We start from the raw sequence: 22,911 nt of genomic DNA on the forward strand, positions 1-22,911 counted from the left end.
AAGGCGGACTCCTTCTTCCTACGTCCGCCTACCGGGTGAGCTGACGGGTTCGGGCCGGAAGCATGCCCTACGACGCCTCACGGCCGTTTCACCGGCCGACCTGGCGCCGATTCACCCCGGAGGAACATGGTTCCCCGGCTCCGCTCCGCAGCGCCCCCGAACACTGGGCTCCCCTGTCGGGCAGTCGCTTCGACCTGCCCCGCTGCCTCGCGAACTCGGCGGTAACCACCGCCGACACCCTGGCTGGGCGATCGACAGTGCGGTGGTTCGGAGCATGACCCTAGTAACTGAACCGTGATCCGTTCAAATCCTTGTCAGAAAAAAGACAGAAGATTACCCAAGTTCTTTTGTGAAAATGACCGATGGTGACCACTGGCACACAGAAGGCTGATCGGTTCTCAGCATGTGGTCACGAAAGGGCGGGAAAGCCGAACGCCACCCCCACGGGGAGGGTGGCGCTTTTCACAGGCCCCCGAGGAGCCCGCGGGCGTGTCGGGCCGTCAGACCCGGCGGATGGTGTTGATCGGCATCGCGTCGGCCTTCATCACCTTCACCACGTCACCGGTGTGCGGCGCGTGGACCACCATGCCGTTGCCGATGTACATCCCGACGTGGTGCATGTCGGAGCCGTAGATCACCAGGTCTCCCGGCTGGGCCTGGTCCAGCGAGGGCACCCGGGTGCCGTAGTGGCCCTGCTCCTGCGAGGTGCGCGGCAGCGAGACGCCCGCCTGCCCGTACGACCAGACCATCAGGCCCGAGCAGTCGAAGGTGGTCGAGCCGGTGGCGCCCCACACGTACGGCGAGCCCTGCTTGCTCATCGCCTTGGCCATCGCCACGGCCGCGTAGCCGCTGGCCGGCGGCAGGCTGCCGAGGTCGACCCGCTCGCTGCCGCGCGAGGCGCGGTCGTCCTGCGCCTGCTGGGCCTTCAGCGCGGCGCGGTCGGCGGCGCTGAGCGAGTTCAGCAGGTCCTGGGCGGTCTTCAGCTTGGTGTTGACGTCCGCCTTGGCCTGGTTGAGGTCCTTGGTGGTGGTGTCCAGCGAGGCCAGCACGGCGGCCGCCTCGGCCTTCTCCTGGTCCAGCCGGCGCTGCTGCTCCAGCAGCCCCTTGAGCGCCTCGGCCTGGCTAGTGCTGGCCTGCTGGACGGTCGAGGCCTTCTCCAGGTAGCCGGACGGGTCGGAGGAGAGCATCAGCTGGACGGACGGGTCGATGCCGCCGGAGCGGTACTGATCCCCCGCCACCTCGGCCAGGCCGCCCTGGAGCTGGGTCATCTGCTCCTGGCTGCGGGCCACCTGGTCCTGCAGCTGGTCGGCCTGCTTGCGCAGCTGGTCGGCCCGCTCCTTGGCGCCGTTGTACTTCTCCGCCGCCTGCTCCTGCTCCTCCTGGAGCTGGTCGATCTGCGCCTTGACGTCCGCCTTGTTCGGCTGCGGCGCGGCGTGCGCGGCCACCTGGGCGGAGAGGGCGACCGCGGTCGCAGCGGCAGCGGTGAGCACGGAGATCCGTGCGCGGCTCGGCTGCTTGGGACGGCGGTGGGAGGCCAAGGGACCGGCTCCTTCTTCCATCGGACTCACCTGATGGGATGAGATTCCCGAAAATAGGTTTGACGCCAGACCTTAGTGAAGATCTATCCGTTGTGCCACTCCCCCGATGGCATGAACTCGGCCACCCCACGCTGACTCCACGGCCCCCTCACCATGCCCCGACACCGCCCCTGACCAGGAATCACACGGAATCGGCCGAGGTCAGGGCCGGGCCAGCCGGTTCAGCAGCAGCACCGACGCCACGGGGCGCGCGCCCGCCTTCCGCACGCCCTCCGCGACCTCCCGGTCGGTGGACACCACCACCACCGGACGGCCCTGCGGCTCGGCCCGCACCAGACGGCGGATCAGCTCGTCGGCCGTCTCCCCGGTCCGGCTGAACCGCACCCGGACCCCGCGCGGTGGCGCCATGATCACCGGGACGTCCAGGTCCTGCCCGTCGAACACACAGGTGACCTCCGCCTGGGTGCGCTGGGCCAGCATCGCCAGCCCGCCCAGCAGCCGGATCCGCTGCTGCTCCAGCGGCAGCGCCGGATAGCCGGTCTTGGTCACGTTGTAGCCGTCCACCACCAGGTGCACCTGGGGGATCGCCAGCAGCTGGTCCAGCAGCGCCGGATCGTCCTCGGCCAGCCCGCGCCGGGCCACGTCGTGCGGCGAGGCCGCCCCCGGCACCACCGCCTCCACCAGGTCCGCCGGGCGGATCTGGGAGACCGGCAGCGCCAGCTCCCGCTGCAGCCCCTGCGCAGACTGCAGCACGGTGTCCAGCAGCAGCCGCAGCCGCATGTCCTCGACGCCGCGCCCCTCGCGGGCCGACCGGCGGCCCTGCTCGGCCGCGGTCTCCAGTTCGGAGAGCCGGTGCCGGAGCCTGCGCGCCTCGGTCTCGGCGGCGCCGCGCTCGGCCGCGGCCTGCGCCTTCAGGGCCTCCAGCTCACCGCTCACCCGGCGGGTCTCGGCCTGCGCCCGGCGGGTGTCGCTCTCCAGCGACCGCACCTTCTTGCGCAGCGACTCGGCCTCCTTGCGGACACCGTCGGACTCGGCGCGCTGCCGGTCCAGGTCCGCCCGGGCGGCGGCCCGCACCTCGGCCAGCTCGGCCTGCAGCTTCTCCACCAGCCGGGCCGCCTCCGCGGCCGCGTCCTCGGCACCGGCCCGCTCGGCCTCCTCGCCGGCCTCGGCCACCAGCCGGCTCCAGCCCACCGAACGCACCAGGTAGGCGGCGGCCGCGACGTCCATCGGATCGGCGGCGCTCGGGACGGTGCCGGACTCCAGCGCCCTCACCAGGTCCGGCTGCCCGAGGCGCAGCCGCTCAGCTATCCGCACCCGGAAGGCCGGCTCCGCCTCCAGCGCCGCCGCCAACGCCGTGGCCGCGTACTTGGCCCGCCGCGCCGGCGTGAACTTGACGTACTGGCGCAGGCTCTGCGGGAGCTCGGCCGGCGGCAGCCCGCCGAGCGCGTCCGAGGCCAGCCCGACCACGCGCCGACGCACCCCCTCGGGCAGCGGACGGTCGAGCTTCTCGACCACGCGCTCCGCCGCGGGCCCGGAGGAGTCGTCCGCCGTCCCGGCCGCCTCGGCCTGGGCCTCGGCCGCAGCGGGCTGAAGCCCCTGGGCTTCGCCGGGCTCCTTCGCTGCGTCCACCACGTCCTCGGCTCCGATCCTGGTCCAGCGGGGCACGGCCGCGGCCGCCCCTGTCGTCACGCTCCGTGCGTCTTGTTCTGTATTGTCCCGTGCGGCGCGGGCGGGTGCTCCGCGCACCCGCCCGCCGCGGCGGCGGGGGTCAGCCCTGCTCGGTGGGGGCCTGCTCCCCTTCGGCACCCGGGCGGGCCACCAGCTCGACCTGGTCCACCGCGTTGCACCAGCGGCAGCGCACCGACTCGATCGTCTCGCTGAGCACCTCGGTCTCCTCGACCTTGGACTCGCCGGCCAGGTCGAAGTGCAGGAACTCGGTCACCCGCGCGGTGCGGGTCACGTCGAAGCGGGTGAGGTTGCCGCACAGGGTGCAGCGCCAGCGCGTCTCGGCGGTCAGGGCGGGGACGGTCATCGGGGGTCCTCTCGGGTGGTCCCTGCGTGGGCTAGGCGCTCCCCCCGGAGCCCCGGCATCGGCGGCGGGAGGCGGGAATGCCCGCCCCAAGCCTATTGCCTGGGGCAACCACCGCGGCCACCGGTCGTCCGAACTCCCCGGCTAGTCCACCTGCCCTAAACCACCGTGTCACCTGCGGCGCCCGGAGGGATGCTTGGCCGCATGGCGCTCGCGGTCCCCGACCACACCGCCGCCCGGGGCGGCCGCCCGGCGGTGCCCGTCCCGGTGGTCAGCTACGCCCTGATCGCGCTCAACACCCTGGTCTTCCTGCTCGGCCCCGCCGCCGGGCTCAACCCGCTGTACGGCACCGGCCAGGCCCGGGTCTGCGCGGAGCAGCGGTACGAGCAGCGCTGGGGCGCCGTCCCGGCCGAGGTGCTGGCCGGCCGGCCGCTGACCGCCGAACAGCTGGCCGAGGCCCCCGACCCGGTCCCCGGCTGCCCGGCCGCCCCGACCCCGGGCAAGCACCCGGCCCTGTCCGTCCTCACCGGGCTGTTCCTGCACGCCGGCTGGCTGCACCTGCTGGGGAACCTGCTCTTCCTCCAGGTCTTCGGCCCCACCGTGGAACGGCGGCTCGGCCGGGCCCGGTACGCCCTCTTCTACCTGGCCGCCGGCAGCCTGACCACGTACGGCTTCGCGCTCGCCGAGGCGCACTCGCCGAACTCCACCCGGGTGCTCATCGGGGCCTCCGGGGCGATCGCGGCCGTCCTCGGCGCCTATCTGCGCCTCCACCCCCGGGCCCGGGTGACCACCCTCGTCCCGCTGCTGCTCTTCCTGCCGCTGCGATTCCCCGCCTGGCTGGTGCTCGGCCTCTGGTTCGCCCTGCAGTGGTGGTCGGTGCACTCGGCCGGCCCCGGGGTGGCCTACCTGGTCCACGTGATCGGCTTCTCGGCCGGGTTCCTCTACGCCTGCACCGTGGTCCGCCACCCCCCGCGACGGCCGGGCCGACGCCCGATACGCTGGCGGCACCCCACAAAGGAGCCCGAACTGTGATCACCGCCATCGTCCTGATCAAGACCAGTGTCGACCGCATCCCGGAGATCGCCGAGTCCATCGCCGCCATCGAGGGCGTCAGCGAGGTCTACTCGGTGACCGGCGGCTACAACCTGGTGGCGATGGTGCGGGTGCGTCGGCACGACGACCTGGCCGAGGTCATCCCGGGCCGGCTCAACAAGGTCCCGGGCGTGGCCCACACCGAGACCCAGATCGCCTTCCGCACCTACTCCCAGCACGACCTGGAGGCCGCCTTCGCCCTCGGTCTGGACGAGTAGCGGTCAGCCCTCGCGCCGAGAGTCCGCGACGCAACGCCCGCCCTCGTTGCGGTAGTTCCACGCCGCACCGTCCGTGACCAGCTCCCGGACGGCGGTCAGGAAGCGGTCGACGTGCTCGTCCGGCGTCCCGGCGCCGAAGCTCACCCGGATCGCGTTCAGGCTGCGCTCGCCCGGCAGCGAGGGCTCGGGCGCCCCGCACTCGGACGGCGCGACGTCCTCGTCCCCGAGCAGCGTGCGCACCAGCGGGTGGGCGCAGAACAGGCCGTCGCGCACCCCGATGCCGTACTCGGCCGAGAGCGCGGCCGAGAAGTGCGAGCTGTTCCAGCCCCGGACGACGAAGGACAGCACGCCCACCCGGGCGGAGTCGGCCCCGAACAGGTTCAGCACCTTGACCTGCGGGATCTCGGCCAGCCCGGCCGTCAGCCGGGCGACCAGCTGCCGCTCACGGGCCTCCAGCGCGTCGAAGCCGGCCTCGGTCAGCGCCCGGCAGGCCGAGGCGATCGCGTAGGCGCCGATGACGTTCGGCGAGCCGGCCTCGTGCCGGGCCGGGCCGGTGTGCCACTGCACGGCCACCGAGCCGTCGGCCTCCCGGGCCACCGTCCGGGTCGCCCCGCCGCCGGCCAGGTACGGCTCGGCCTCGTCCAGCCAGTCCGCCCGGCCGGCCAGCACCCCGGCGCCGAACGGCGCGTAGATCTTGTGGCCGGAGAAGGCGATCCAGTCGACGTCCAGTTCGCGTACCGAGACCCGGTGGTGCGGCGCCAGCTGGGCGGCGTCCAGCACCACCCGGGCGCCGTGCCGGTGCGCGGTCCCGGTCAGCTCGGCGACCGGCCACAGCTCGCCGGTCACGTTGGAGGCGCCGGTGACGCAGAGCAGCTTGGGGCCCTCGGGCGCCTCGGCGAGCGCGGCGTCCAGCGCGGCCACCGCCTCGGCCCGCGAGCGCGGCGCCCGCAGGTAGGTGACGTCCAGTCCGGCGTGCGCCCAGGGCAGCAGCGAGGCGTGGTGCTCGGTCTCGAAGGCGAACACCCGGGTGCCGGCCGGAACGGCGGCGGCCAGCAGGTTGAGCGAGTCGGTGGTGGCCCGGGTGAAGACCACCTGGTCGCCCTCGCGCAGGTCGAGGAACTCGCCGACGGTGCGGCGGCTCTGCTCGAACAGGTCGGTGGACAGCTGGGAGAGGTACCCGGCCCCGCGGTGGACGCTGCCGTAGTACGGCGCGTAGGCGGCGACGTCGTCCCACACCCGCTGGAGCGCCGGCGAGCTGGCCGCGTAGTCGAGTGCCGCGTAGCCGACCTTCTCACCGCTGGCGAGCGGGACCTGGACGTCGGTGCCGAGGACGGCGAGCGGGGCGGCGCAGATGTCGGTGGCGATGGGGGACATGAGGATGCACTCCTTCACGGGGCAAGGGACCCCGGGAGTGTCATTCGTCCGGCGTCCGCGCTTGTCGCACGGACGGCTTGCCGTGACGACCCGGTCCTCACCCAGGGCACCCCGCCACGGACGGAGGGTTGCCGGACAGCAAGCTGGGGCTTCGCGCTGTCACTCATGACCTGGCGAAGACTCTAGGCCGCGCCCATCGGGCGGTCAAACGGGCGTCCGGCATCCGGACAGCGCGAGGGGCCCGCGGGAGGAATTCCCACAGGCCCCTCAACTGCCGTGTCAGCTCCGGCTGGTGGCCTCCGACCAACGCCGCAGCAGGTCCTGGGCCGCGCCGGAGTCGATCGCCCTGGCGGCCCGCTCCATGCCGGCCGCCAGCTGCTCGGTGAGCGGTGCGTCGCTCAGGTCGAGCGCGACCAGCGCCGCCGCCGTGTTCAGCAGGACGGCGTCCCGGACCGGCCCGTGCTCCCCCGCCAGCAGTCGCCGCGCGACCTCCGCGTTGTACGAGGCGTCGGCCCCGCGCAGCGCCTCGATGCCGACCAGCTCGATGCCGACGTCCCGCGGGTCGAAGGCGGTCCGGGTGACCACCCCGTCGCGCACCAGCCAGACCTGCGAGGTGGTGGTGATGGTCAGCTCGTCCAGCCCGTCGTCGCCGCGGAAGACCAGCGCCGTCGCACCCCGCTCGGCCAGCACCCCGGCGATCAGTCCGGCCAGCCGGGTGTCGAAGCAGCCGATGGCGTGCGCGGTGACCTTGGCCGGGTTGGTCAGCGGGCCGAGGATGTTGAAGGAGGTCGGCACCCCGAGGTCGCGCCGCGCGGTGGCGGCGTGCCGCATCGAGGGGTGGAACTTCGCCGCGAAGCAGAAGGTGAGCCCGACCTCCTCGGCCACCTCGGCGACCCGCCGGGCGGAGAGGTCCAGCGCCACCCCGAGCTTCTCCAGCACGTCCGAGGAGCCGCTGCTCGAGGAGGCCGACCGGTTGCCGTGCTTGACCACCTTGGCGCCGGCGGCCGCCGCGACGATCGCGGACATGGTGGAGATGTTGACGGTCTTCGCCCGGTCGCCGCCGGTGCCGACGATGTCCACCGCCGGGCCGGGGATGTCCAGCGGCTCGGCGTGCGCGTACATCGCGTCGACCAGGCCGCCGATCTCCTCGACCGACTCGCCCTTGGCCCGCAGCGCGATCATGAACCCGGCCACCTGTACGGGGGACGCCTCGCCGCTCATGATCCGGTCCATCGCCCACGCGGTGGACGAGCGGTCGAGGTCCTGCCCCTGCAACAGTGCCGCCAGGAGGTCCGGCCAGGTGCGGACCACCTGCGCGGGGTCGCTACCGCCGTTCGCAGGGTTCACGTTCACCATGGCTGACTCCAGCTGTTGTCGGTTCCCCACTCCGGGGGGACGTCCGTACGGATGGAGCCAGCCTATCGAGCGGAGCCTGCGCTTCTACCCCTGTCTTTTCCAGTTGCCGGGGCCGCCCTCAGCGGACGGCCGGAGTCCGCTTGGCCAGTCGTGCCCGCAGCAGGGTGGCCGCCGCCTCGGCCAGCGCCACCGGCTCCACCGGGTGGGAGATGGCCGCGTCGGCCCGGCTCCAGGCGGCGAGCCAGGAGTCCTGCGGCCGGCCGATCAGCACCAGCACCGGCGGGCAGCCGTAGATCTCGTCCTTGAGCTGGCGCGCGAGGCCCAGCCCCCCCGCCGGAACGGCCTCACCGTCCAGCACGCAGAGGTCCACTCCCCCCTTCTCCAGTGCCTTGAGCACCGCGGGGGTGGTCGCGCACTCCAGGTAGGTCAGTTCCGGAAGGTCCTCGGCGGGCCGGCGGCCGAGCGCCGTCAGCACCTGCTCACGGGTGTTGCGGTCGTCGCTGTAGACGAGGACGGTGAGCATCTCATCGGTCGTGTACGCCATGGGCCCTGCTCCCTCAAGTGTGATCCGGACCACGTTCGCCTGATCCGGATGCTACTCCCGATCACCGCCCGCCGAGTCCTCCTCGCGCACCTTCCCGGCCAAGCGGGCCGCACCCCGGCCCACCCACCCGGAGGACGGCCCGTCACCCGATCCCGTCCGGTCCACCCGTACGGCCGACCCCGGGCCCCGTCCCCTACCTCCCGAGGTTGCTCCGGCCGTGCAACGACGCGCTGGGCAACGGGGTCGCGGGCCCCTCCGAGGAACCATCAGAAAAGGGACACGCCGCTGCTCAGCCCGCGTCCGACCCCCGCGCCGCCCCCCAAGCGGGCATACCGCACGCACCGGACACTCCGAGGGACACCCCCCGACGTGAAGACGGAATAAGGGACCGACATAATGTCCGTCGTGGCGACAGCAACAGCAGTAGAAACCGGGCACGCGCACGGATCGGTCAACCGGCCGAACATGGTCAGCGTCGGAACGATCGTCTGGCTCAGTTCCGAGTTGATGTTCTTCGCGGCCCTCTTCGCGATGTACTTCACGCTCCGCTCCGTCAAGGGGCCGGAGTTCTGGACCGAGAAGGCCCACGCCCTCAACGTGCCCTTCTCCTCGGTCAACACCACGATCCTGGTGCTCTCCTCGCTCACCTGCCAGCTCGGTGTGTTCGCCGCCGAGCGTGGTGACGTGAAGAAGCTCCGGGCGTGGTTCATCCTCACGTTCGCCATGGGCGCGGTCTTCATCGGCGGCCAGGTCTTCGAGTACACCGAGCTGGTCAAGAAGGACGGCCTCTCGCTGTCCTCCGACCCGTACGGCACGGTGTTCTACCTGACCACCGGCTTCCACGGGCTGCACGTGACGGGTGGTCTGATCGCCTTCCTGCTGGTCCTGGGACGGACGTACGCAGCCAAGCGCTTCACGCACGAGCAGGCCACCGCCGCGATCGTCGTGTCGTACTACTGGCACTTCGTCGACGTCGTGTGGATCGGCCTGTTCGCGACCATCTACCTGATCAAGTAACCAGCTGATCAGGTCGCTGGCCACCGGCTGCGGCCCCCGCCCTCACCGGCGACGGGCCGCTTCTGCCGGTGCCGACGCTCCCACCGACCGACCGCGCGCGCAGCCCTAGACAGGCAGCCTCGTGCCGGCCAGACCGGCCGCCGGGTGCACCCACCAGTCGACCAGATCCTGACACCGGGGTTATTCCGTGAAAAAGCTCTCCGCACGACGGCGCCACCCATTGGCGGCGCTGGTCGTCCTACTTCTCGCCCTGGCGGCAACCGGGGGGCTGTACGCCGCGTTCGCGCCCGCCGACAAGGCGCAGGCCGACGTCGCCGCGCAGTCGCTCGCGATCGATGAGGGCAAGAAGCTCTTCGCCGTGGGCTGCTCCTCCTGTCACGGCCTGAACGGCCAGGGCAGCAGTGACGGTCCGAGCCTGGTCGGCGTCGGCTCCGCCGCCGTCGACTTCCAGGTCGGCACCGGCCGCATGCCCGCCCAGCAGCCCGGCGCGCAGGTCCCGCGCAAGAAGAACATCTACACGCAGGCCGAGATCGACCAGCTCGCCGCCTACGTCGCCTCCCTCGGCCCCGGCCCGGTGACCCCGACGGAGGAGCAGTTCACCTCGACCAACCCCGAGGACATCTCCAAGGGTGGCGAGCTGTTCCGCACCAACTGCGCCCAGTGCCACAACTTCGCCGGCCAGGGTGGTGCCCTGACCAAGGGCAAGTACGCCCCGTCGCTTGAGGGCGTGGACGCCAAGCACATCTACGAGGCCATGCAGACCGGCCCGCAGAACATGCCGTCGTTCCCGGACACCACCATGCCCGAGGAGCAGAAGAAGCAGATCGTGGCCTTCGTCCGCCACACCACCAACGATGAGCCCAACCCCGGCGGTCTCACCCTGGGCAGCCTCGGTCCGGTGACCGAGGGTCTGTTCGGCTGGATCTTCGGCCTCGGCACGCTCATCGCGGTCGCGATCTGGGTCGCCGCCCACACCACCAAGGCCAAGAAGTCATGAGCCACGACATGTCAGAAGAGAAGCTCCCGGAGCCGCACGGCTCCGCCGGCGAGGTGGCCGACCACGGCAGCCCGTTCGCCGACCCGGGCCTGCCGGCCCACGAGCCCCGTCGCACCGACATCGACGAGCGGGCCGCCAAGCGCGCCGAGCGCCAGGTCTCGCTGATGTTCGTGATCTCGATGCTCGCCACCGTCGGCTTCATCGCCTCGTACGTGGCCATCGACCCGGACAAGATCGTCTACATCTTCCCGCTCGGTCACGTCAGCGCGCTGAACTTCGCGCTCGGTCTGACCCTGGGCGTGGCGCTGTTCATGATCGGCGCGGGCGCGGTCCACTGGGCCCGCACCCTGATGTCGGACGTCGAGATGCCGGCCGAGCGTCACCCGATCGAGGCCTCCGACGAGGTCCGCGCGGACGTCATCGAGCAGTTCAAGACCGGTGCCGCCGAGTCGGGCTTCGGCCGCCGCAAGATGATCCGCAACACCCTGATCGGCTCCATGGCGCTGGTCCCGCTCTCCGGCGTGGTCCTGCTCCGTGACCTCGGCCCGCTTCCCGAGAAGAAGCTCAAGGAGACCGGTTGGAAGGAGGCGACCGAGACCAAGCCGCTGGCGCTCATCAACATGAACACCATGCAGCCGATGAAGCCCGAGGACATCGTCGTCGGCTCGCTCACCTTCGCCATGCCCCAGGGCCTGTCCACGCACGACGAGGACTTCCAGCAGCGGATCGCCAAGGACGCCCTGATGCTGGTCCGGATCGCGCCCGAGGACATCAAGGACGAGAAGTCCAAGGACCTCGGCTTCGAGGGCATCCTGGCCTACTCCAAGATCTGCACCCACGTCGGCTGCCCGATCAGCCTGTACGAGCAGCAGACCCACCACGCGCTCTGCCCCTGCCACCAGTCGACCTTCGACCTGGCGGACGGCGCCCGCGTCATCTTCGGCCCGGCCGGTCACCCGCTGCCGCAGCTGAAGATCATCACTGACGAGAAGGGCAACCTGGTCGCCACCGGCGACTTCGATGAGCCCGTCGGCCCGAGCTACTGGGAGCGTGCTCGATGAGTAGCGCGAGCAGCACCACGACCGGTGCCGCCAAGCCCTCCAGCACGCGTGAGAAGCCCGCCAACAAGTGGGAAGCCGCGGCTGACTGGACTGACGGCCGGCTGGGGATCTACTCCCTCGCCAAGGCCAACCTGCGGAAGATCTTCCCGGACCACTGGTCCTTCATGCTGGGCGAGATCTGCCTCTACACGTTCGTCATCATCATCCTGACCGGTGTCTACCTGACGCTGTTCTTCAAGCCCTCGATGGCCGAGGTCGTCTACGAGGGCTCGTACGTGCCCCTCAAGGGCATCCCGATGTCGGAGGCCTACGCCTCCACGGTGGACATCAGCTTCGAGGTCCGCGGCGGTCTTCTGATCCGTCAGATCCACCACTGGGCCGCCCTGGTCTTCGTGGCCGCGATGCTCGTCCACATGATGCGCGTGTTCTTCACCGGCGCCTTCCGCAAGCCGCGTGAGATCAACTGGGTCTTCGGCTTCCTGCTGCTGGTCCTGGGCATGTTCGACGGCTTCTTCGGCTACTCCCTGCCGGACGACCTGCTGTCGGGCACCGGTATCCGCTTCATGGAAGGCGCGATCCTCGCCGTCCCGCTGATCGGCACCTACGTCCAGATGTTCCTGTTCGGGGGCGAGTTCCCCGGCCACGACATCGTGCCGCGGTTCTTCACCATCCACGTGCTGCTGATCCCGGGCATCATGCTCGGCCTGCTGGTGGCGCACCTGATCCTGGTCTTCTACCACAAGCACACCCAGTGGGCGGGCCCGGGCAAGACCGAGAAGAACGTCGTCGGCATGCCGCTGATGCCGGTCTACATGGCCAAGGCCGGTGGCTTCTTCTTCCTGGTGTTCGGCCTCATCGCCGTCATCTCGGCGATCGCCACGATCAACCCGATCTGGGCGTACGGCCCGTACCGTCCGGACCAGGTCTCCACGGACGCCCAGCCCGACTGGTACATGGGCTTCTCCGAGGGTCTGATCCGTGTCATGCCGGGCTGGGAGATCAGCGTCTGGGGCGGCCACACCCTCAACCTGGGTGTCATGGTCCCGCTGGCGATCTTCCCGCTGGTCCTGGTCTCGATCGCGGCCTACCCGTTCATCGAGGGCTGGATCACCGGCGACAAGCGCGAGCACCACATCCTGGACCGCCCGCGCAACGCCCCGGTCCGCACCGCCCTGGGTGCCGCCTGGATCAGCCTCTACCTGATCCTGCTGATGGCCGGTGGCAACGACCTGTTCGCCACCCACCTGCACCTGTCGATCAACTCGGTCACCTACTTCGTCCGCGTCGGCTTCTTCGTCGTCCCGGTCGTGGTCTTCATCGTGACCAAGCGCTGGTGCCTCGGCCTCCAGCGCCGCGACAAGGAGAAGGTGCTGCACGGCCGCGAGACCGGCGTCATCAAGCGCCTGCCGCACGGCGAGTTCATCGAGGTGCACGCCCAGCTGCCGCAGCAGGACCTGTACAAGCTCACCGCGCACGACCAGATCCAGCCGGTCGAGCTGCCGGCCCAGACGGACGAGAACGGCGTGGCCCGCAAGGCCGGCGTCCTCACCCGCACCCGGGCCAAGCTCTCCCGCGGCTTCTACGGCGAGGGCAGCCAGATCCCCAAGCCGACCGCCGAGGAGCACCACGAGATCACCAGCGGCCACGGCCACCACTGATCCCGTAGGCACCACCGAGTCACCCCGAGGGCCGCTGACCAGAGTTCTTCTGGTCGGCGGCCCTCGGCCCTTTTCCGAACCAGCCGGCCCCGTACCCGCTCGCGCCACCAGGAGCCCCCGTGCAGCTCTCCGTCGACCCCGTCTCGGCCACTCCCCCGTACGAGCAGATCCGCGCCCAGATCGCCGAGCGGGCCCGCTCCGGCGAGCTGCCGACCGGGCTGCGGCTGCCCACCGTCCGGGCCCTGGCCGAGGAACTGGGTCTGGCCGCCGGGACGGTCGCCCGGGCCTACCGCGAGCTGGAGGCGGACGGCGTGGTGGAGACCCACGGCCGGCGCGGCACGCTGATCGCCGCCACCGGGGACGCCGCCCACCGGCTGGCCGCCGAGGCCGCCGCCGAGTACGCCGCCCGCGCGCACCGCCTGGGCGTCTCCCACGCGGACGCCCTGGCCGCCGTGGACACCGCGCTGCGGCTGGCCTACCCGGAGCTCTGACGGGCCCGTCAGAGCTCCGGACGGATCATCCCCGCGGCGGGGGCCTGGGAGACCGGTGCGGTGGTGTTGACCGGCTGTCCGGCGGCGCTGTGCCTGACCCACTCCGTCCAGGCGACGTTCCAGTCCCCGAAGCCGTTGCCGAAGGGCTCCATCGCGCCGCCGCGGCTGTTCACCACCGTCACCAGGTCCCCCACCCTGGTGTGCTGGTAGAACCACTCGGCGTTGTCGGTGCTCATGCCGGTACAGCCGTGACTGACGTTCTCGATGCCCTGCGAGCCGACCGACCAGGGCGCGGCGTGGACGTACTCGCCGCTCCAGGTCACCCGGGTGGCCCACTTCACGTCGAGGTCGTACGACTCCGCGCTGCCCGCCGCTATGCCGATGGTCTCGCCGTTCATCCGGACCGAGCGCTCCTGGCCGAGCACCACCTTGACGCCGTTGCGGGTGTCGAAGCCGGGCTTGCCGGTGGTGACCGGGATGGTCCGCAGCACCTCGCCGTTGCGCGTCAGGGTGAGCGCGTGGGTCCCCGCGTCGATCACCGACTCCACCCGCTCGCCGATCCGCAGCTTCAGCGAGCTGCGGTCACCGCCGTAGAGGCCGTCGGAGATCCGGCTGCCGGTGCCGTCGAAGGCCAGCGAGACGGTCGTCCCGGCCGGCCAGTAGGTCTCCGGGCGGAAGTGCAGGTTCTTGTCGTCCACCCAGTACCAGGCTCCGGTGACGGCGGGCTGGGAGCCGACGGTCAGCGCGTGCTCGACCTCCAGGCGGGCCTGCGGGTCCGTCACGGCCTCGGAGAGCTGCACGGTGAGCGGCTGGCCGACCCCGTAGACGCCGCTGCCGGAGGAGTCCGGGCCGAGCTTGGCGGTGAGCACGCGCTGGCCGGCGAGGGTGCTGAAGTTCGCCGTGGTGTCGCCGCGGCCACCCTTGCCGTCGTCGGCGGAGATCCGCACCGTGTACGCGGTGGCGGCCTTCAGCCGGCCGGTGGTCTGCCAGCTGCGCTGGTCCTCGGCGAGCTTCCCGGCGACCACCCGGCCGTCCGGGCCGACCACGGTGACGTCGGTGAGCCGGCTGTCCTTGACGGCGGTCACGGTGACCGGCTGGGACGGGTCGGCCTTGTCCTCCGCGGAGACGTGGACCAGCGGGGCCGCGTCGACCCGGTGCGGTCCGACGGGCTCCTCCTCCCCGGCCGTGCAGGCGGCCAGGGGGGCCAGCACCGCGAGGGCCAGCGAGATGCCGCCGAGAGTTGCGACTCCGCGCCTGTCGGCCATGACCGCCTCCGAAGGTTCGCCCGATTGATCAGATCGTAGGAACGCCACCTGGTGAAGCGACATCCGAGGGACTACCGGTTCACCCATCGGAGTGAGTCCGTCCCCCCGGAAGATGCAGCAGGGCCGGTCCTCCCGTGCGGGAGGACCGGCCCTGGTGCTGGGAACGGGAACCCTACTGGTTCTGGTTCTCGCCCCGGTAGAACTCGAAGACCCATCCGAAGATGCCGATCATGATGATCGGGGCGGCCCAGAACATCAGCCACCAGCCGAAGATCACGCCCAGGAAGGCGAGCGCGCCACCGAGCGCCAGCGAGAGCGGCTGCCAGCTGTGCGGGGCGAAGAAGCCCAGCTCGCCGGAGTCGTCCGCGACCTCGGCCTCGGGGTTGTCACCCGCGCCGCTGTCCACCCGGCGGGCGGTGAAGGCGAGGTAGTACCCGATGAACGCGCAGAGGCCGAAGGCCAGGAACAGCGCGGTGGTGCCGGCGGCCTCGATGCCGAGGTCCGAGTGGTTGGTCCACAGACCGTAGGTCAGGGCCATCGCCAGCACGAAGACCGACAGGCCCAGGAAGATCTTTCCCTGTTCCTTCATCAGGCGTCGCCCTCCTTGTTGCCCTTGTCCAGCTTCGGGGCGTCGTACTTCGCCGGGGTCACGCCGGCGAGGTGCTTGGCCGGCTCACCGTGGTTCTCCAGGTAGTCCAGCGCGGCGATCTCCGGGTGGTGGAGGTCGAAGGCCGGGGATTCGGAGCGGATCCGCGGGAGGGTGAGGAAGTTGTGCCGCGGCGGCGGGCAGGAGGTCGCCCACTCCAGCGAGCGGCCGAAGCCCCACGGGTCGTCCACGGTGATCTTCTCGCCGTACTTGGCGGTCTTCCAGACGTTGTAGAGGAACGGCAGGATCGACAGGCCGAGCACGAAGGAGCCGATGGTCGAGACGGTGTTCAGGGTGGTGAAGCCGTCCGAGGCCAGGTAGTCGGCGTAGCGGCGGGGCATGCCCTCCGCGCCGAGCCAGTGCTGCACCAGGAAGGTGGTGTGGAAGCCGAAGAACAGCGTCCAGAAGGTGATCTTGCCGAGGCGCTCGTCCAGCATCTTGCCGGTCATCTTCGGCCACCAGAAGTGGAAGCCGGCGAACATCGCGAAGACGACGGTGCCGAAGACCACGTAGTGGAAGTGGGCGACGACGAAGTACGAGTCCGAGACGTGGAAGTCGATCGGCGGGGAGGCCAGCAGAACACCGGTCAGACCACCGAAGAGGAAGGTGACCAGGAAGCCGACCGTCCAGAGCATCGGGGTCTCGAAGCTCAGCGAGCCCTTCCACATGGTGCCGACCCAGTTGAAGAACTTCACCCCGGTCGGGACCGCGATCAGGAAGGTCATGAACGAGAAGAACGGCAGTAGGACCTGCCCGGTGACGTACATGTGGTGCGCCCACACCGTCACGGACAGACCGGCGATCGCGATGGTGGCCGCGATCAGGCCGGAGTAGCCGAACATCGGCTTGCGGCTGAAGACCGGGATGATCTCGGACACGATGCCGAAGAACGGCAGCGCGATGATGTACACCTCGGGGTGGCCGAAGAACCAGAACAGGTGCTGCCAGAGCATCGCCCCGCCGTTGGCCGGGTCGAAGACGTGGGCTCCGAACTTGCGGTCCGCCTCCAGGGCGAACAGCGCGGCGGCCAGCACCGGGAAGGCCAGCAGGATCAGCACCGAGGTCAGCAGGACGTTCCAGACGAAGATCGACATCCGGAACATCGTCATGCCGGGAGCGCGCATGCAGATGATCGTGGTGATGAAGTTGACCGCACCGAGGATCGTGCCGAAGCCGGAGAAGGCCAGACCCATGATCCACATGTCGCCGCCGATGCCGGGCGAGTGCACGGCATCGGACAGCGGGGAGTAGGCGAACCAGCCGAAGTCGGCGGCGCCGTTCGGGGTGACGAAGCCCGCCACCGCGATGGTCGAGCCGAAGAGGTACAGCCAGTACGCGAACATGTTCAGACGCGGGAACGCCACGTCCGGGGCGCCGATCTGGAGCGGCATGATCCAGTTCGCGAAGCCGGCGAAGAGCGGCGTCGCGAACATCAGCAGCATGATCGTGCCGTGCATCGTGAACGCCTGGTTGAACTGCTCGTTCGACAGGATCTGGGTCCCGGGACGAGCCAGCTCGGCGCGCATGACCAGGGCGAGGATGCCACCGATCAGGAAGAAGGCGAACGACGTGGCCAGGTACAGCGTGCCGATCGTCTTGTGGTCAGTGGTGGTCATCCACTTGATGATGGTCGAACCCGGCTTCCGGGTCCGCTGCGCCCCGACCGTGACGGCCTCGGCGCCCCCGCCGGCCGCGGCGGGCTCGTTGAGGATTGTCACTTCTCTTCACTTCCCATGGTGATCAGGCCGGAGGGCACCGCACCGTTCTGGCCCTTGGCGCGAAGCTCGGCCAGGTGCTTGTCGTAGTCGGCGCGGTCGACGACCTTGACGTTGAACAGCATGCGCGAGTGGTCGACGCCGCAGAGCTCGGCACACTTGCCCATGTACTCGCCCTTGACGGTCGGCGTGACCTCGAACTTGTTCACCACGCCCGGCACGACGTCCATCTTCATCATGAAGTTGACGGGCCAGAAGTCATGGATGACATCACGCGAGGTGAGGCGGAACTGCACCTTCTCGTTGACCGGCAGCCAGAGCGTCGGAGCGTCCTTGGGCGTACCGACCTCGTACGCGGCGTCCTTGTTGGCCGGGTCGGGGGTCTCGGTGTTCTCGTAGTTGAACGCCCAGCTCCACTGGAAGCCGACCACGTTGACGTAGTGCTGCGGCTTCTCGGAGACCTGCGTCAGCTTCGACTCGTCGCGGGCGACGAAGTAGAAGAGGACCGAGACGATGATGATGGGGACCGCGGTGTAGAGCGCCTCGATGGGCACGTTGTACCGGGTCTGCGGGGGGATCTCCACGCCGGTGCGCTTGCGCCGGTGGAAGATCACGCTCCAGATGATCAGACCCCACATCAGTACGCCGACCACCAGCGCCGCGATCCAGGAGCCCTGCCACATCCGGAGGACCATGGGCCCTTCCTCGGTGACGGGGCTCGGGAGGCCAAGCCTGGGGAGGTCGTTGGCCGAGCAGCCGGTGGCGGTCGCGATGACGAGGCCCAGTGCCAGCGCCTGAGGCAGCTTCCGCCGCATCGTGCGCCGCGGCGAGCGGTCGGAGCCGTTGGGACTCACGTAGCGCCTTCCCGAAGTCTCGCCCGCCTTCGCGTCGCCCCGGGGAGGAGTGTGAGCCTCCCCGGCGACCCGTCCACGGGCACGGTTTGAATGCTTATGCGGGCCAAACCCTACTCCAGCCTTATGCGCTCCTGACGGGCAGCCCCCGGTAACGCGCCGCCTGCTAGCCCGATCAGGCCCGGCAGGGGCTGCGCCGCAGGTCATCGCAGGCATTCGAGGTCCGTACGCCCGATCGGGGGATGACCTCGGACGACATCCGTGACGGCCCGTCGGGCACGGACGAAGCGGACATTCGGGATGATCGACTGACGGCGGGTGAGTCGCGCGATCGGACCGGGTCGCGGACCGGGTGTGTCGTTAAATGTGACCGTGTACTTCGACGCGGCCTCGACGGCCCCCCTGCACCCCGTCGCGCGGCAGGCCCTGACCGCCGCCCTGGACGAAGGCTGGGCCGACCCGGCCCGGCTGTACCGCTCCGGCCGGCAGGCCCGGATGCTGCTGGACGCCGCCCGCGAGACGGTCGCCGCGGTGCTGGGCGCGCGGGCCGACGAGATCGCCTTCACCGCGAGCGGCACCCAGGCCGTCCAACTGGGCCTGCTGGGCGCCCTGGCCGGGAACCGGCGGCGCGGCGGCCACTTCGTGCACTCCGCGGTGGAGCACTCCAGCGTGCTGCACGTCGCCGAGCGCCAGTCGGCGGGCGGGGGCGAGGTCTCGGTGGCGCCGGTGGACCGGGGCGGCCGGGTCGACCCGGCGGCGTTCGGCGCGCTGCTGCGCCCGGACACCGCGCTGGCCGCGGTGCAGAGCGCCAACCACGAGGTCGGGACGGTCCAGCCGGTCGGCGAGGTCGCCGCGCTGTGCGCCGAGGCCGGCGTCCCGCTGCTGGTGGACGCGGCGCAGAGCGCCGGACGGCTGGACGTCCCGGCGGGCTGGTCGCTGCTGACGGCGAGCGCCCACAAGTGGGGCGGCCCGCCCGGGGTCGGGGTGCTGGCGGTGCGCAAGGGCGTCCGGTACGCCTCGCCGCTGCCGGCCGACGAGCGCGAGGGCGGCCGGGTGCCCGGCTACGTCAACGTCCCGGCGATCGTGGCCGCGGCCGCCTCGCTGCGCGCCGTACGGGCCGAGGCCGATCGGGAGAACGCCCGGCTGCACGCGCTGGTCGAGCGGATCCGCACCCGGGTGCCGCAGCTGGTGCCCGAGGTCGAGGTGGTCGGCGACCCGGTGCGGCGGCTGCCGCACATCGTCACCTTCTCCTGCCTGTACGTGGACGGGGAGGTGCTGCTGACCGAGCTGGACCGGGCGGGCTTCGCGGTCTCCTCCGGCTCCTCCTGCACCTCGTCCACGCTGACGCCCAGCCATGTGCTGGCGGCGATGGGGGTGCTCACCGAGGGGAACGTGCGGGTCTCGCTGCCCTACGGGACGGCCGAGGCCGACGTGGAGCGCTTCCTCGCGGTGCTGCCGGACCTGGTGGCCGGCGTCCGGGCGCCGCTCGGGCTGGACCTGCCGGCGCCGGTGGCGCCCGTGGAGGTCACCGGCCCCGAGCGCCCGGAGGCGAGCGGGCGAGCCACCCCGCCCCGAGCCGAAGGACGCGCCGGTGCCGAAAGTGAGGAGCGACAAGCGACCGACGAAGGAGGGAGTGCCGGAGCGACGAGTGTCGGCACCGACTCCGAGCACCCGGAGGCGAGCGGGCGAGTCACCCCGCCCCGAGCCGAAGGACGCGCCGGTGCCGAAAGTGAGGAGCGACAAGCGACCGACGAAGGAGGGAGTGCCGGAGCGACGAGTGTCGGCACCGACTCCGAGCACCCGGAGGCGAGCGGGCGAGTCACCCCGCCCCGAGCCGAAGGACGCGCCGGTGCCGAAAGTGAGGAGCGACAAGCGACCGACGAAGGAGGGAGTGCCGGAGCGACGAGTGTCGGCGCCGGGTCCGAGCGTCCGGAGGCGAGCGGGCGAGTCACAGTCATCGACGCGCTGGGCAAGCGCTGCCCGCTGCCGGTGATCGAGCTGGCGAAGCGGATCAACGAGGTGCCGCCGGGCGGCACGGTCGCCGTGCTGGCGGACGACGACGCGGCCCGGCTGGACATCCCGGCCTGGTGCGGGATGCGCGGGCAGGAGTACGCGGGCGAGGCCCCGGCCGCCGAGTACGGCGGCGACCGGGGCTCGGCCTACCTGGTGGTGCGCCGCTCCTGAGCGGGGCGGACTACTTGACGAGGCGCGCGGCGATCTCGCCGGCCGCCTCGGCGCCGTAGGCCTCCTCGAAGCGCTTCAGGAAGGTGGCCGGGCGCAGCTCGTACTCCTGGGTGCCGACGGTCTCGATCACCAGGGTGGCGAGCATGCAGCCGAGCTGGGCGGAGCGCTCCAGGTCGAGGTCCCAGGACAGGCCGGCCAGGAAGCCGGCGCGGAAGGCGTCGCCGACGCCGGTCGGGTCGACCTTGGCCTCCTCCTTGGCGCAGCCGACCAGGATCGGCGCCTCGCCCTTGCGCTCGATCCGCACGCCCTTGCTGCCCAGGGTGGTGACCCGGGTGCCGACGCGGGTGAGCAGCTCCTCGGCGCCCCAGCCGGTCTTGCTCTCGATCAGCGCGGCCTCGTACTCGTTGGTGAAGAGGTACGCGGCGCCGTCCACGATCTCGCGGATGTCGTCGCCCTCCAGGCGGGCCAGCTGCTGGGAGGGGTCGGCGGCGAAGGCGTAGCCGCGGGTGCGGCACTCCTGGGTGTGGCGGACCATGCCCTGCGGGTCGTCGGCGCCGATCAGGACGAGGTCCAGGCCGCCGACGCGGTCGGCGATCGGCTTCAGCTCGATGTTGCGGGCCTCGGCCATGGCGCCGGTGTAGAACGAGGCGATCTGGTTGTGGTCCTCGTCCGTGGTGCACATGAAGCGCGCGGTGTGGCGGGTCTCGGAGATGTGGACGGAGTCGCAGTCCACACCGTTGCGCTCGAGCCAGCTGCGGTACTCGGCGAAGTCCGCGCCGGCGGCGCCGACCAGGACGGGGCGCAGGCCGAGGACCCCCATGCCGAAGGCGATGTTCGGCGCGACGCCGCCGCGGCGGATGTCCAGGGCGTCGACCAGGAAGGACAGCGACACGGTGTGCAGCTGCTCGGCGACGAGCTGGTCGGCGAACCGACCCGGGAACGTCATCAGGTGGTCGGTGGCGATCGAGCCGGCGACGGCGATACGCACGGAAGGTCTCCTCAGGGTGGCTGCTGGGCCAGCGGGCAGGCGGGGATGAACCCACCCACGGTACCCGGCCCCGGGGAGCGCCCAGGCAGGAGTGCCGCAAGTTGCCGCCTGTACGGCCATGGTGGCACCCGTTGCCCCCCGACGTGTACTACCTCCCGGTAGCACTGGTGGGCGGCCGGACCGCTGCCTAGGGTCGGCCGTGGAGGGCCCGTCGTGCGGGCCCCGTCGAAGACCGTGGCAGCGTGGCCACGGCCCTGGATCGGAGCGATACCGATGACGACCGACCCCTGCGCCCTGCCCGTCCTGCGGACCGAGGACGGCGAGACGCTCGACGCCCTGGTGGACTCCTCCCGGCGGCTGCGCCGGTTCTGGCCCGAGGTCGCGGCCGGCCCGGAGCCCGCCGCTCCCTCACCGACCGGCTTCCGGGTGCCCTCCGGCGCGCGGCGGGTGGTCGCCGGGATGGCCGAGTACGGGTTCTGAGCCCGCCGGCCGGGCTGATCGGAACGGGTCGGAACCGGAACGGAACCGGATCCGACCGGAGCACGTCACATCCGCGCGGAGCGGCGAGGAGGCGGCACCGCTGAGCCCTCGGGAGGATGTGCAGATGGATCTGGAGACGATGCCCCGGCGCGGTCGGCGGGCGGTGGCCCTGGCCGCTCTGGCACTGGCGGCGGTGGTGACGGTGGCCGGCTGTGACGGGGGCGGCAAGTCCGCCTCGGACTCGGCGGCGAGCGGCGCGGGCGCCGCCTCCGCCTCGGCGAGTGCCTCCGCGCAGGCCCCGGCGGACTCCGCGAGCCCGTCCTCGGCGGACGCGACCGGGCCTGCTTCCGGTGCCGCCCAGCCGCCCGCCGGCCAGACGGCCACGGCGGCCGCGCCCGCGCCGGGGCAGCCGGCCCCGGCCACTCCCCCGGGCAACGGGATCGCGGTGGGCGAGCCGAACCCGAACGGGTCCGGCTCGCCGGTGCGCCCGCCGGTCGGCTACCGGGTGGACGGCACCACCAAGCTGACCGTCTACTTCTTCGGCGGGGTCTGCACCACGTACGCGCTGAAGGCGGACGAGTCGCAGCCGGGCCGGGTGGACGTGCTGGTCGTGCCGGGACCGCCCACCGTCCAGCCGGGTCAGGTGTGCAACGCCCTGGCCAAGCGGCAGTCGGTGTCGGCCGACCTGCGCTCGCCGCTGGCGGGGCGGACCGTGGTGGACCGGACCAGCGGCCAGGAGGTGCCGCTGGAGGGCGACCCGCACATCGGGCCGGACCCGGTCGGCCCGGACGTCGCCGGGCGGTAGCCGCGGCCGGAGAAACGAGAAGGCGGCCCCGGGGTGATCCCGGGGCCGCCTTCCGCAGCGGGCTTAGCTGAACGAGTCGCCGCAGGCGCAGGAGCCGGTGGCGTTCGGGTTGTCGATGGTGAAGCCCTGCTTCTCGATGGTGTCGACGAAGTCGACGGTGGCGCCGCCCAGGTACGGGGCGCTCATCCGGTCGGTGACGACCTTGACACCGTTGAAGTCCTTGATCACGTCGCCGTCGAGCGAGCGCTCGTCGAAGAACAGCTGGTAACGCAGGCCGGAGCAGCCACCGGGCTGGACGGCGACGCGCAGCGCGAGGTCCTCGCGGCCTTCCTGCTCCAGCAGGGCCTTGACCTTGGCCGCGGCGGCATCGGTGAGGAGGATGCCACTCTCGACGGTGGTCTCGTCCTGGACGGTCATCTGCTTTCTCCCGGTCTTGACGACGGTCTGCCGCCAGTGCCAACCAACCGCCGTCCGGTTTCATTTCCCGGGTGGGCGATGAATTGTGCGGCCTTGTTCGCGGCTGGATATCCGTGGGCCGGGTGTACCACCCGCGTCCCCTACGCTCCCCATGCTCGCACACCGCCGGACGGCGGGTCACCGTC

Annotated in this window: 22 protein-coding genes and 2 riboswitches; of the genes, 10 read left to right on the forward strand and 12 right to left on the reverse strand. The window is 71.2% G+C overall.

The genetic code is table 11. The features are described 5' to 3' along the window. Positions 1-9: 9 nt before the first annotated feature. A riboswitch (cyclic di-AMP (ydaO/yuaA leader) is annotated at positions 10-163 on the reverse strand. 337 nt (positions 164-500) lie between these two features. The 3 genes from ACIQ87_RS12610 to ACIQ87_RS12620 all read right to left on the reverse strand — a co-directional run bounded on the left by ACIQ87_RS12610 (position 501) and on the right by ACIQ87_RS12620 (position 3,570). Further along, complete coding sequence (locus tag ACIQ87_RS12610) at positions 501-1,538, reverse strand: NlpC/P60 family protein (protein WP_402405376.1); 1,038 nt, start codon at positions 1,536-1,538, stop codon at positions 501-503. A 201-nt stretch (positions 1,539-1,739) separates the two neighbouring features. Further along, a complete protein-coding gene (locus ACIQ87_RS12615; protein WP_402405483.1) occupies positions 1,740-3,053 on the reverse strand; it encodes an NYN domain-containing protein in 1,314 nt (437 codons plus the stop codon). A gap of 253 nt (positions 3,054-3,306) precedes the next feature. Further along, positions 3,307-3,570 (reverse strand): hypothetical protein, encoded by a 264-nt coding sequence (locus ACIQ87_RS12620; protein ID WP_402405377.1) that lies wholly within the window; start codon positions 3,568-3,570, stop codon positions 3,307-3,309. Between the two features lie 201 nt (positions 3,571-3,771). Between ACIQ87_RS12620 and ACIQ87_RS12625 the strand changes: the two genes are divergently transcribed. Together ACIQ87_RS12625 and ACIQ87_RS12630 are read left to right on the forward strand one after the other, a co-directional pair. Further along, positions 3,772-4,599: a rhomboid family intramembrane serine protease gene (locus ACIQ87_RS12625; protein WP_402405379.1), complete on the forward strand. Its 828-nt coding sequence runs from the start codon at positions 3,772-3,774 to the stop codon at positions 4,597-4,599. Further along, entirely contained in the window at positions 4,596-4,877 is a 282-nt protein-coding gene (locus tag ACIQ87_RS12630; protein WP_224278336.1) for an Lrp/AsnC family transcriptional regulator, read from the forward strand. Before ACIQ87_RS12625 ends, ACIQ87_RS12630 begins: the two co-directional genes overlap by 4 nt. Before the next feature lie 3 nt (positions 4,878-4,880). Here the strand turns inward: ACIQ87_RS12630 and ACIQ87_RS12635 are convergent, their stop codons facing one another. From ACIQ87_RS12635 to ACIQ87_RS12645, 3 genes are all read right to left on the reverse strand, one after another. Next, positions 4,881-6,251 carry an aminotransferase class V-fold PLP-dependent enzyme gene (locus tag ACIQ87_RS12635; RefSeq protein ID WP_402405381.1) on the reverse strand — a complete coding sequence of 457 codons (1,371 nt, stop codon included), beginning with the start codon at positions 6,249-6,251 and terminating at the stop codon, positions 4,881-4,883. A gap of 52 nt (positions 6,252-6,303) precedes the next feature. Continuing rightward, positions 6,304-6,422, reverse strand: a riboswitch (SAM riboswitch). A gap of 108 nt (positions 6,423-6,530) precedes the next feature. Continuing rightward, positions 6,531-7,607: an anthranilate phosphoribosyltransferase gene (trpD, locus tag ACIQ87_RS12640; RefSeq protein ID WP_402405383.1), complete on the reverse strand. Its 1,077-nt coding sequence runs from the start codon at positions 7,605-7,607 to the stop codon at positions 6,531-6,533. Between the two features lie 118 nt (positions 7,608-7,725). After that, positions 7,726-8,151: a hypothetical protein gene (locus ACIQ87_RS12645; RefSeq protein WP_402405385.1), complete on the reverse strand. Its 426-nt coding sequence runs from the start codon at positions 8,149-8,151 to the stop codon at positions 7,726-7,728. A 396-nt stretch (positions 8,152-8,547) separates the two neighbouring features. Here ACIQ87_RS12645 and ACIQ87_RS12650 point away from each other — a divergent pair, with 396 nt between their 5' ends. The 5 genes from ACIQ87_RS12650 (at position 8,548) to ACIQ87_RS12670 (ending at position 13,375) form a co-directional block, all read left to right on the forward strand. Then, positions 8,548-9,168, forward strand: coding sequence for a heme-copper oxidase subunit III (locus ACIQ87_RS12650; protein WP_049651835.1), 621 nt, complete (start codon positions 8,548-8,550; stop codon positions 9,166-9,168). A gap of 187 nt (positions 9,169-9,355) precedes the next feature. Then, positions 9,356-10,165 (forward strand): c-type cytochrome, encoded by an 810-nt coding sequence (locus tag ACIQ87_RS12655; protein ID WP_360353819.1) that lies wholly within the window; start codon positions 9,356-9,358, stop codon positions 10,163-10,165. Positions 10,166-10,173: 8 nt separating this feature from the next. Then, a complete protein-coding gene (locus ACIQ87_RS12660) occupies positions 10,174-11,226 on the forward strand; it encodes a Rieske 2Fe-2S domain-containing protein (RefSeq protein ID WP_402405386.1) in 1,053 nt (350 codons plus the stop codon). After that, positions 11,223-12,884: a cytochrome bc complex cytochrome b subunit gene (locus ACIQ87_RS12665; RefSeq protein WP_402405388.1), complete on the forward strand. Its 1,662-nt coding sequence runs from the start codon at positions 11,223-11,225 to the stop codon at positions 12,882-12,884. Before ACIQ87_RS12660 ends, ACIQ87_RS12665 begins: the two co-directional genes overlap by 4 nt. A 119-nt stretch (positions 12,885-13,003) precedes the next feature. After that, positions 13,004-13,375 (forward strand): GntR family transcriptional regulator, encoded by a 372-nt coding sequence (locus tag ACIQ87_RS12670; protein ID WP_402405390.1) that lies wholly within the window; start codon positions 13,004-13,006, stop codon positions 13,373-13,375. Positions 13,376-13,383: 8 nt separating this feature from the next. Here ACIQ87_RS12670 and ACIQ87_RS12675 read toward each other — a convergent pair whose 3' ends face one another. The 4 genes from ACIQ87_RS12675 to coxB all read right to left on the reverse strand — a co-directional run bounded on the left by ACIQ87_RS12675 (position 13,384) and on the right by coxB (position 17,855). Continuing rightward, the gene (locus tag ACIQ87_RS12675) at positions 13,384-14,640 is read right to left on the reverse strand and encodes an Ig-like domain-containing protein (RefSeq protein WP_402405392.1); all 1,257 of its coding nucleotides are present in this window, start codon (positions 14,638-14,640) and stop codon (positions 13,384-13,386) included. 172 nt (positions 14,641-14,812) lie between these two features. Beyond that, a complete protein-coding gene (locus tag ACIQ87_RS12680) occupies positions 14,813-15,229 on the reverse strand; it encodes a cytochrome c oxidase subunit 4 (RefSeq protein ID WP_392869420.1) in 417 nt (138 codons plus the stop codon). Continuing rightward, complete coding sequence (gene ctaD, locus ACIQ87_RS12685) at positions 15,229-17,004, reverse strand: cytochrome c oxidase subunit I (protein WP_402405394.1); 1,776 nt, start codon at positions 17,002-17,004, stop codon at positions 15,229-15,231. The genes ACIQ87_RS12680 and ctaD overlap by 1 nt, the downstream gene beginning before the upstream one ends. Next, the gene (gene coxB, locus ACIQ87_RS12690; protein WP_392869423.1) at positions 17,001-17,855 is read right to left on the reverse strand and encodes a cytochrome c oxidase subunit II; all 855 of its coding nucleotides are present in this window, start codon (positions 17,853-17,855) and stop codon (positions 17,001-17,003) included. The genes ctaD and coxB overlap by 4 nt, the downstream gene beginning before the upstream one ends. 369 nt (positions 17,856-18,224) lie before the next feature. Here coxB and ACIQ87_RS12695 point away from each other — a divergent pair, with 369 nt between their 5' ends. Next, a complete protein-coding gene (locus tag ACIQ87_RS12695; RefSeq protein WP_402405396.1) occupies positions 18,225-20,036 on the forward strand; it encodes an aminotransferase class V-fold PLP-dependent enzyme in 1,812 nt (603 codons plus the stop codon). A gap of 10 nt (positions 20,037-20,046) precedes the next feature. Here the strand turns inward: ACIQ87_RS12695 and ACIQ87_RS12700 are convergent, their stop codons facing one another. Continuing rightward, positions 20,047-21,024 (reverse strand): carbohydrate kinase family protein, encoded by a 978-nt coding sequence (locus ACIQ87_RS12700; protein ID WP_402405398.1) that lies wholly within the window; start codon positions 21,022-21,024, stop codon positions 20,047-20,049. 273 nt (positions 21,025-21,297) lie between these two features. On the opposite strand from ACIQ87_RS12700, the gene ACIQ87_RS12705 reads away from it, so the two are divergent. Further along, entirely contained in the window at positions 21,298-21,504 is a 207-nt protein-coding gene (locus ACIQ87_RS12705; RefSeq protein ID WP_402405400.1) for a hypothetical protein, read from the forward strand. 124 nt (positions 21,505-21,628) lie between these two features. Next, complete coding sequence (locus tag ACIQ87_RS12710) at positions 21,629-22,309, forward strand: hypothetical protein (protein ID WP_402405402.1); 681 nt, start codon at positions 21,629-21,631, stop codon at positions 22,307-22,309. A gap of 63 nt (positions 22,310-22,372) precedes the next feature. Here the strand turns inward: ACIQ87_RS12710 and erpA are convergent, their stop codons facing one another. After that, entirely contained in the window at positions 22,373-22,726 is a 354-nt protein-coding gene (gene erpA, locus ACIQ87_RS12715) for an iron-sulfur cluster insertion protein ErpA (RefSeq protein ID WP_316520866.1), read from the reverse strand. Positions 22,727-22,911: the final 185 nt, after the last annotated feature.

Source organism: Kitasatospora sp. NPDC096204, from assembly GCF_044763205.1.
Taxonomy (GTDB): Bacteria; Actinomycetota; Actinomycetes; order Streptomycetales; family Streptomycetaceae; genus Kitasatospora.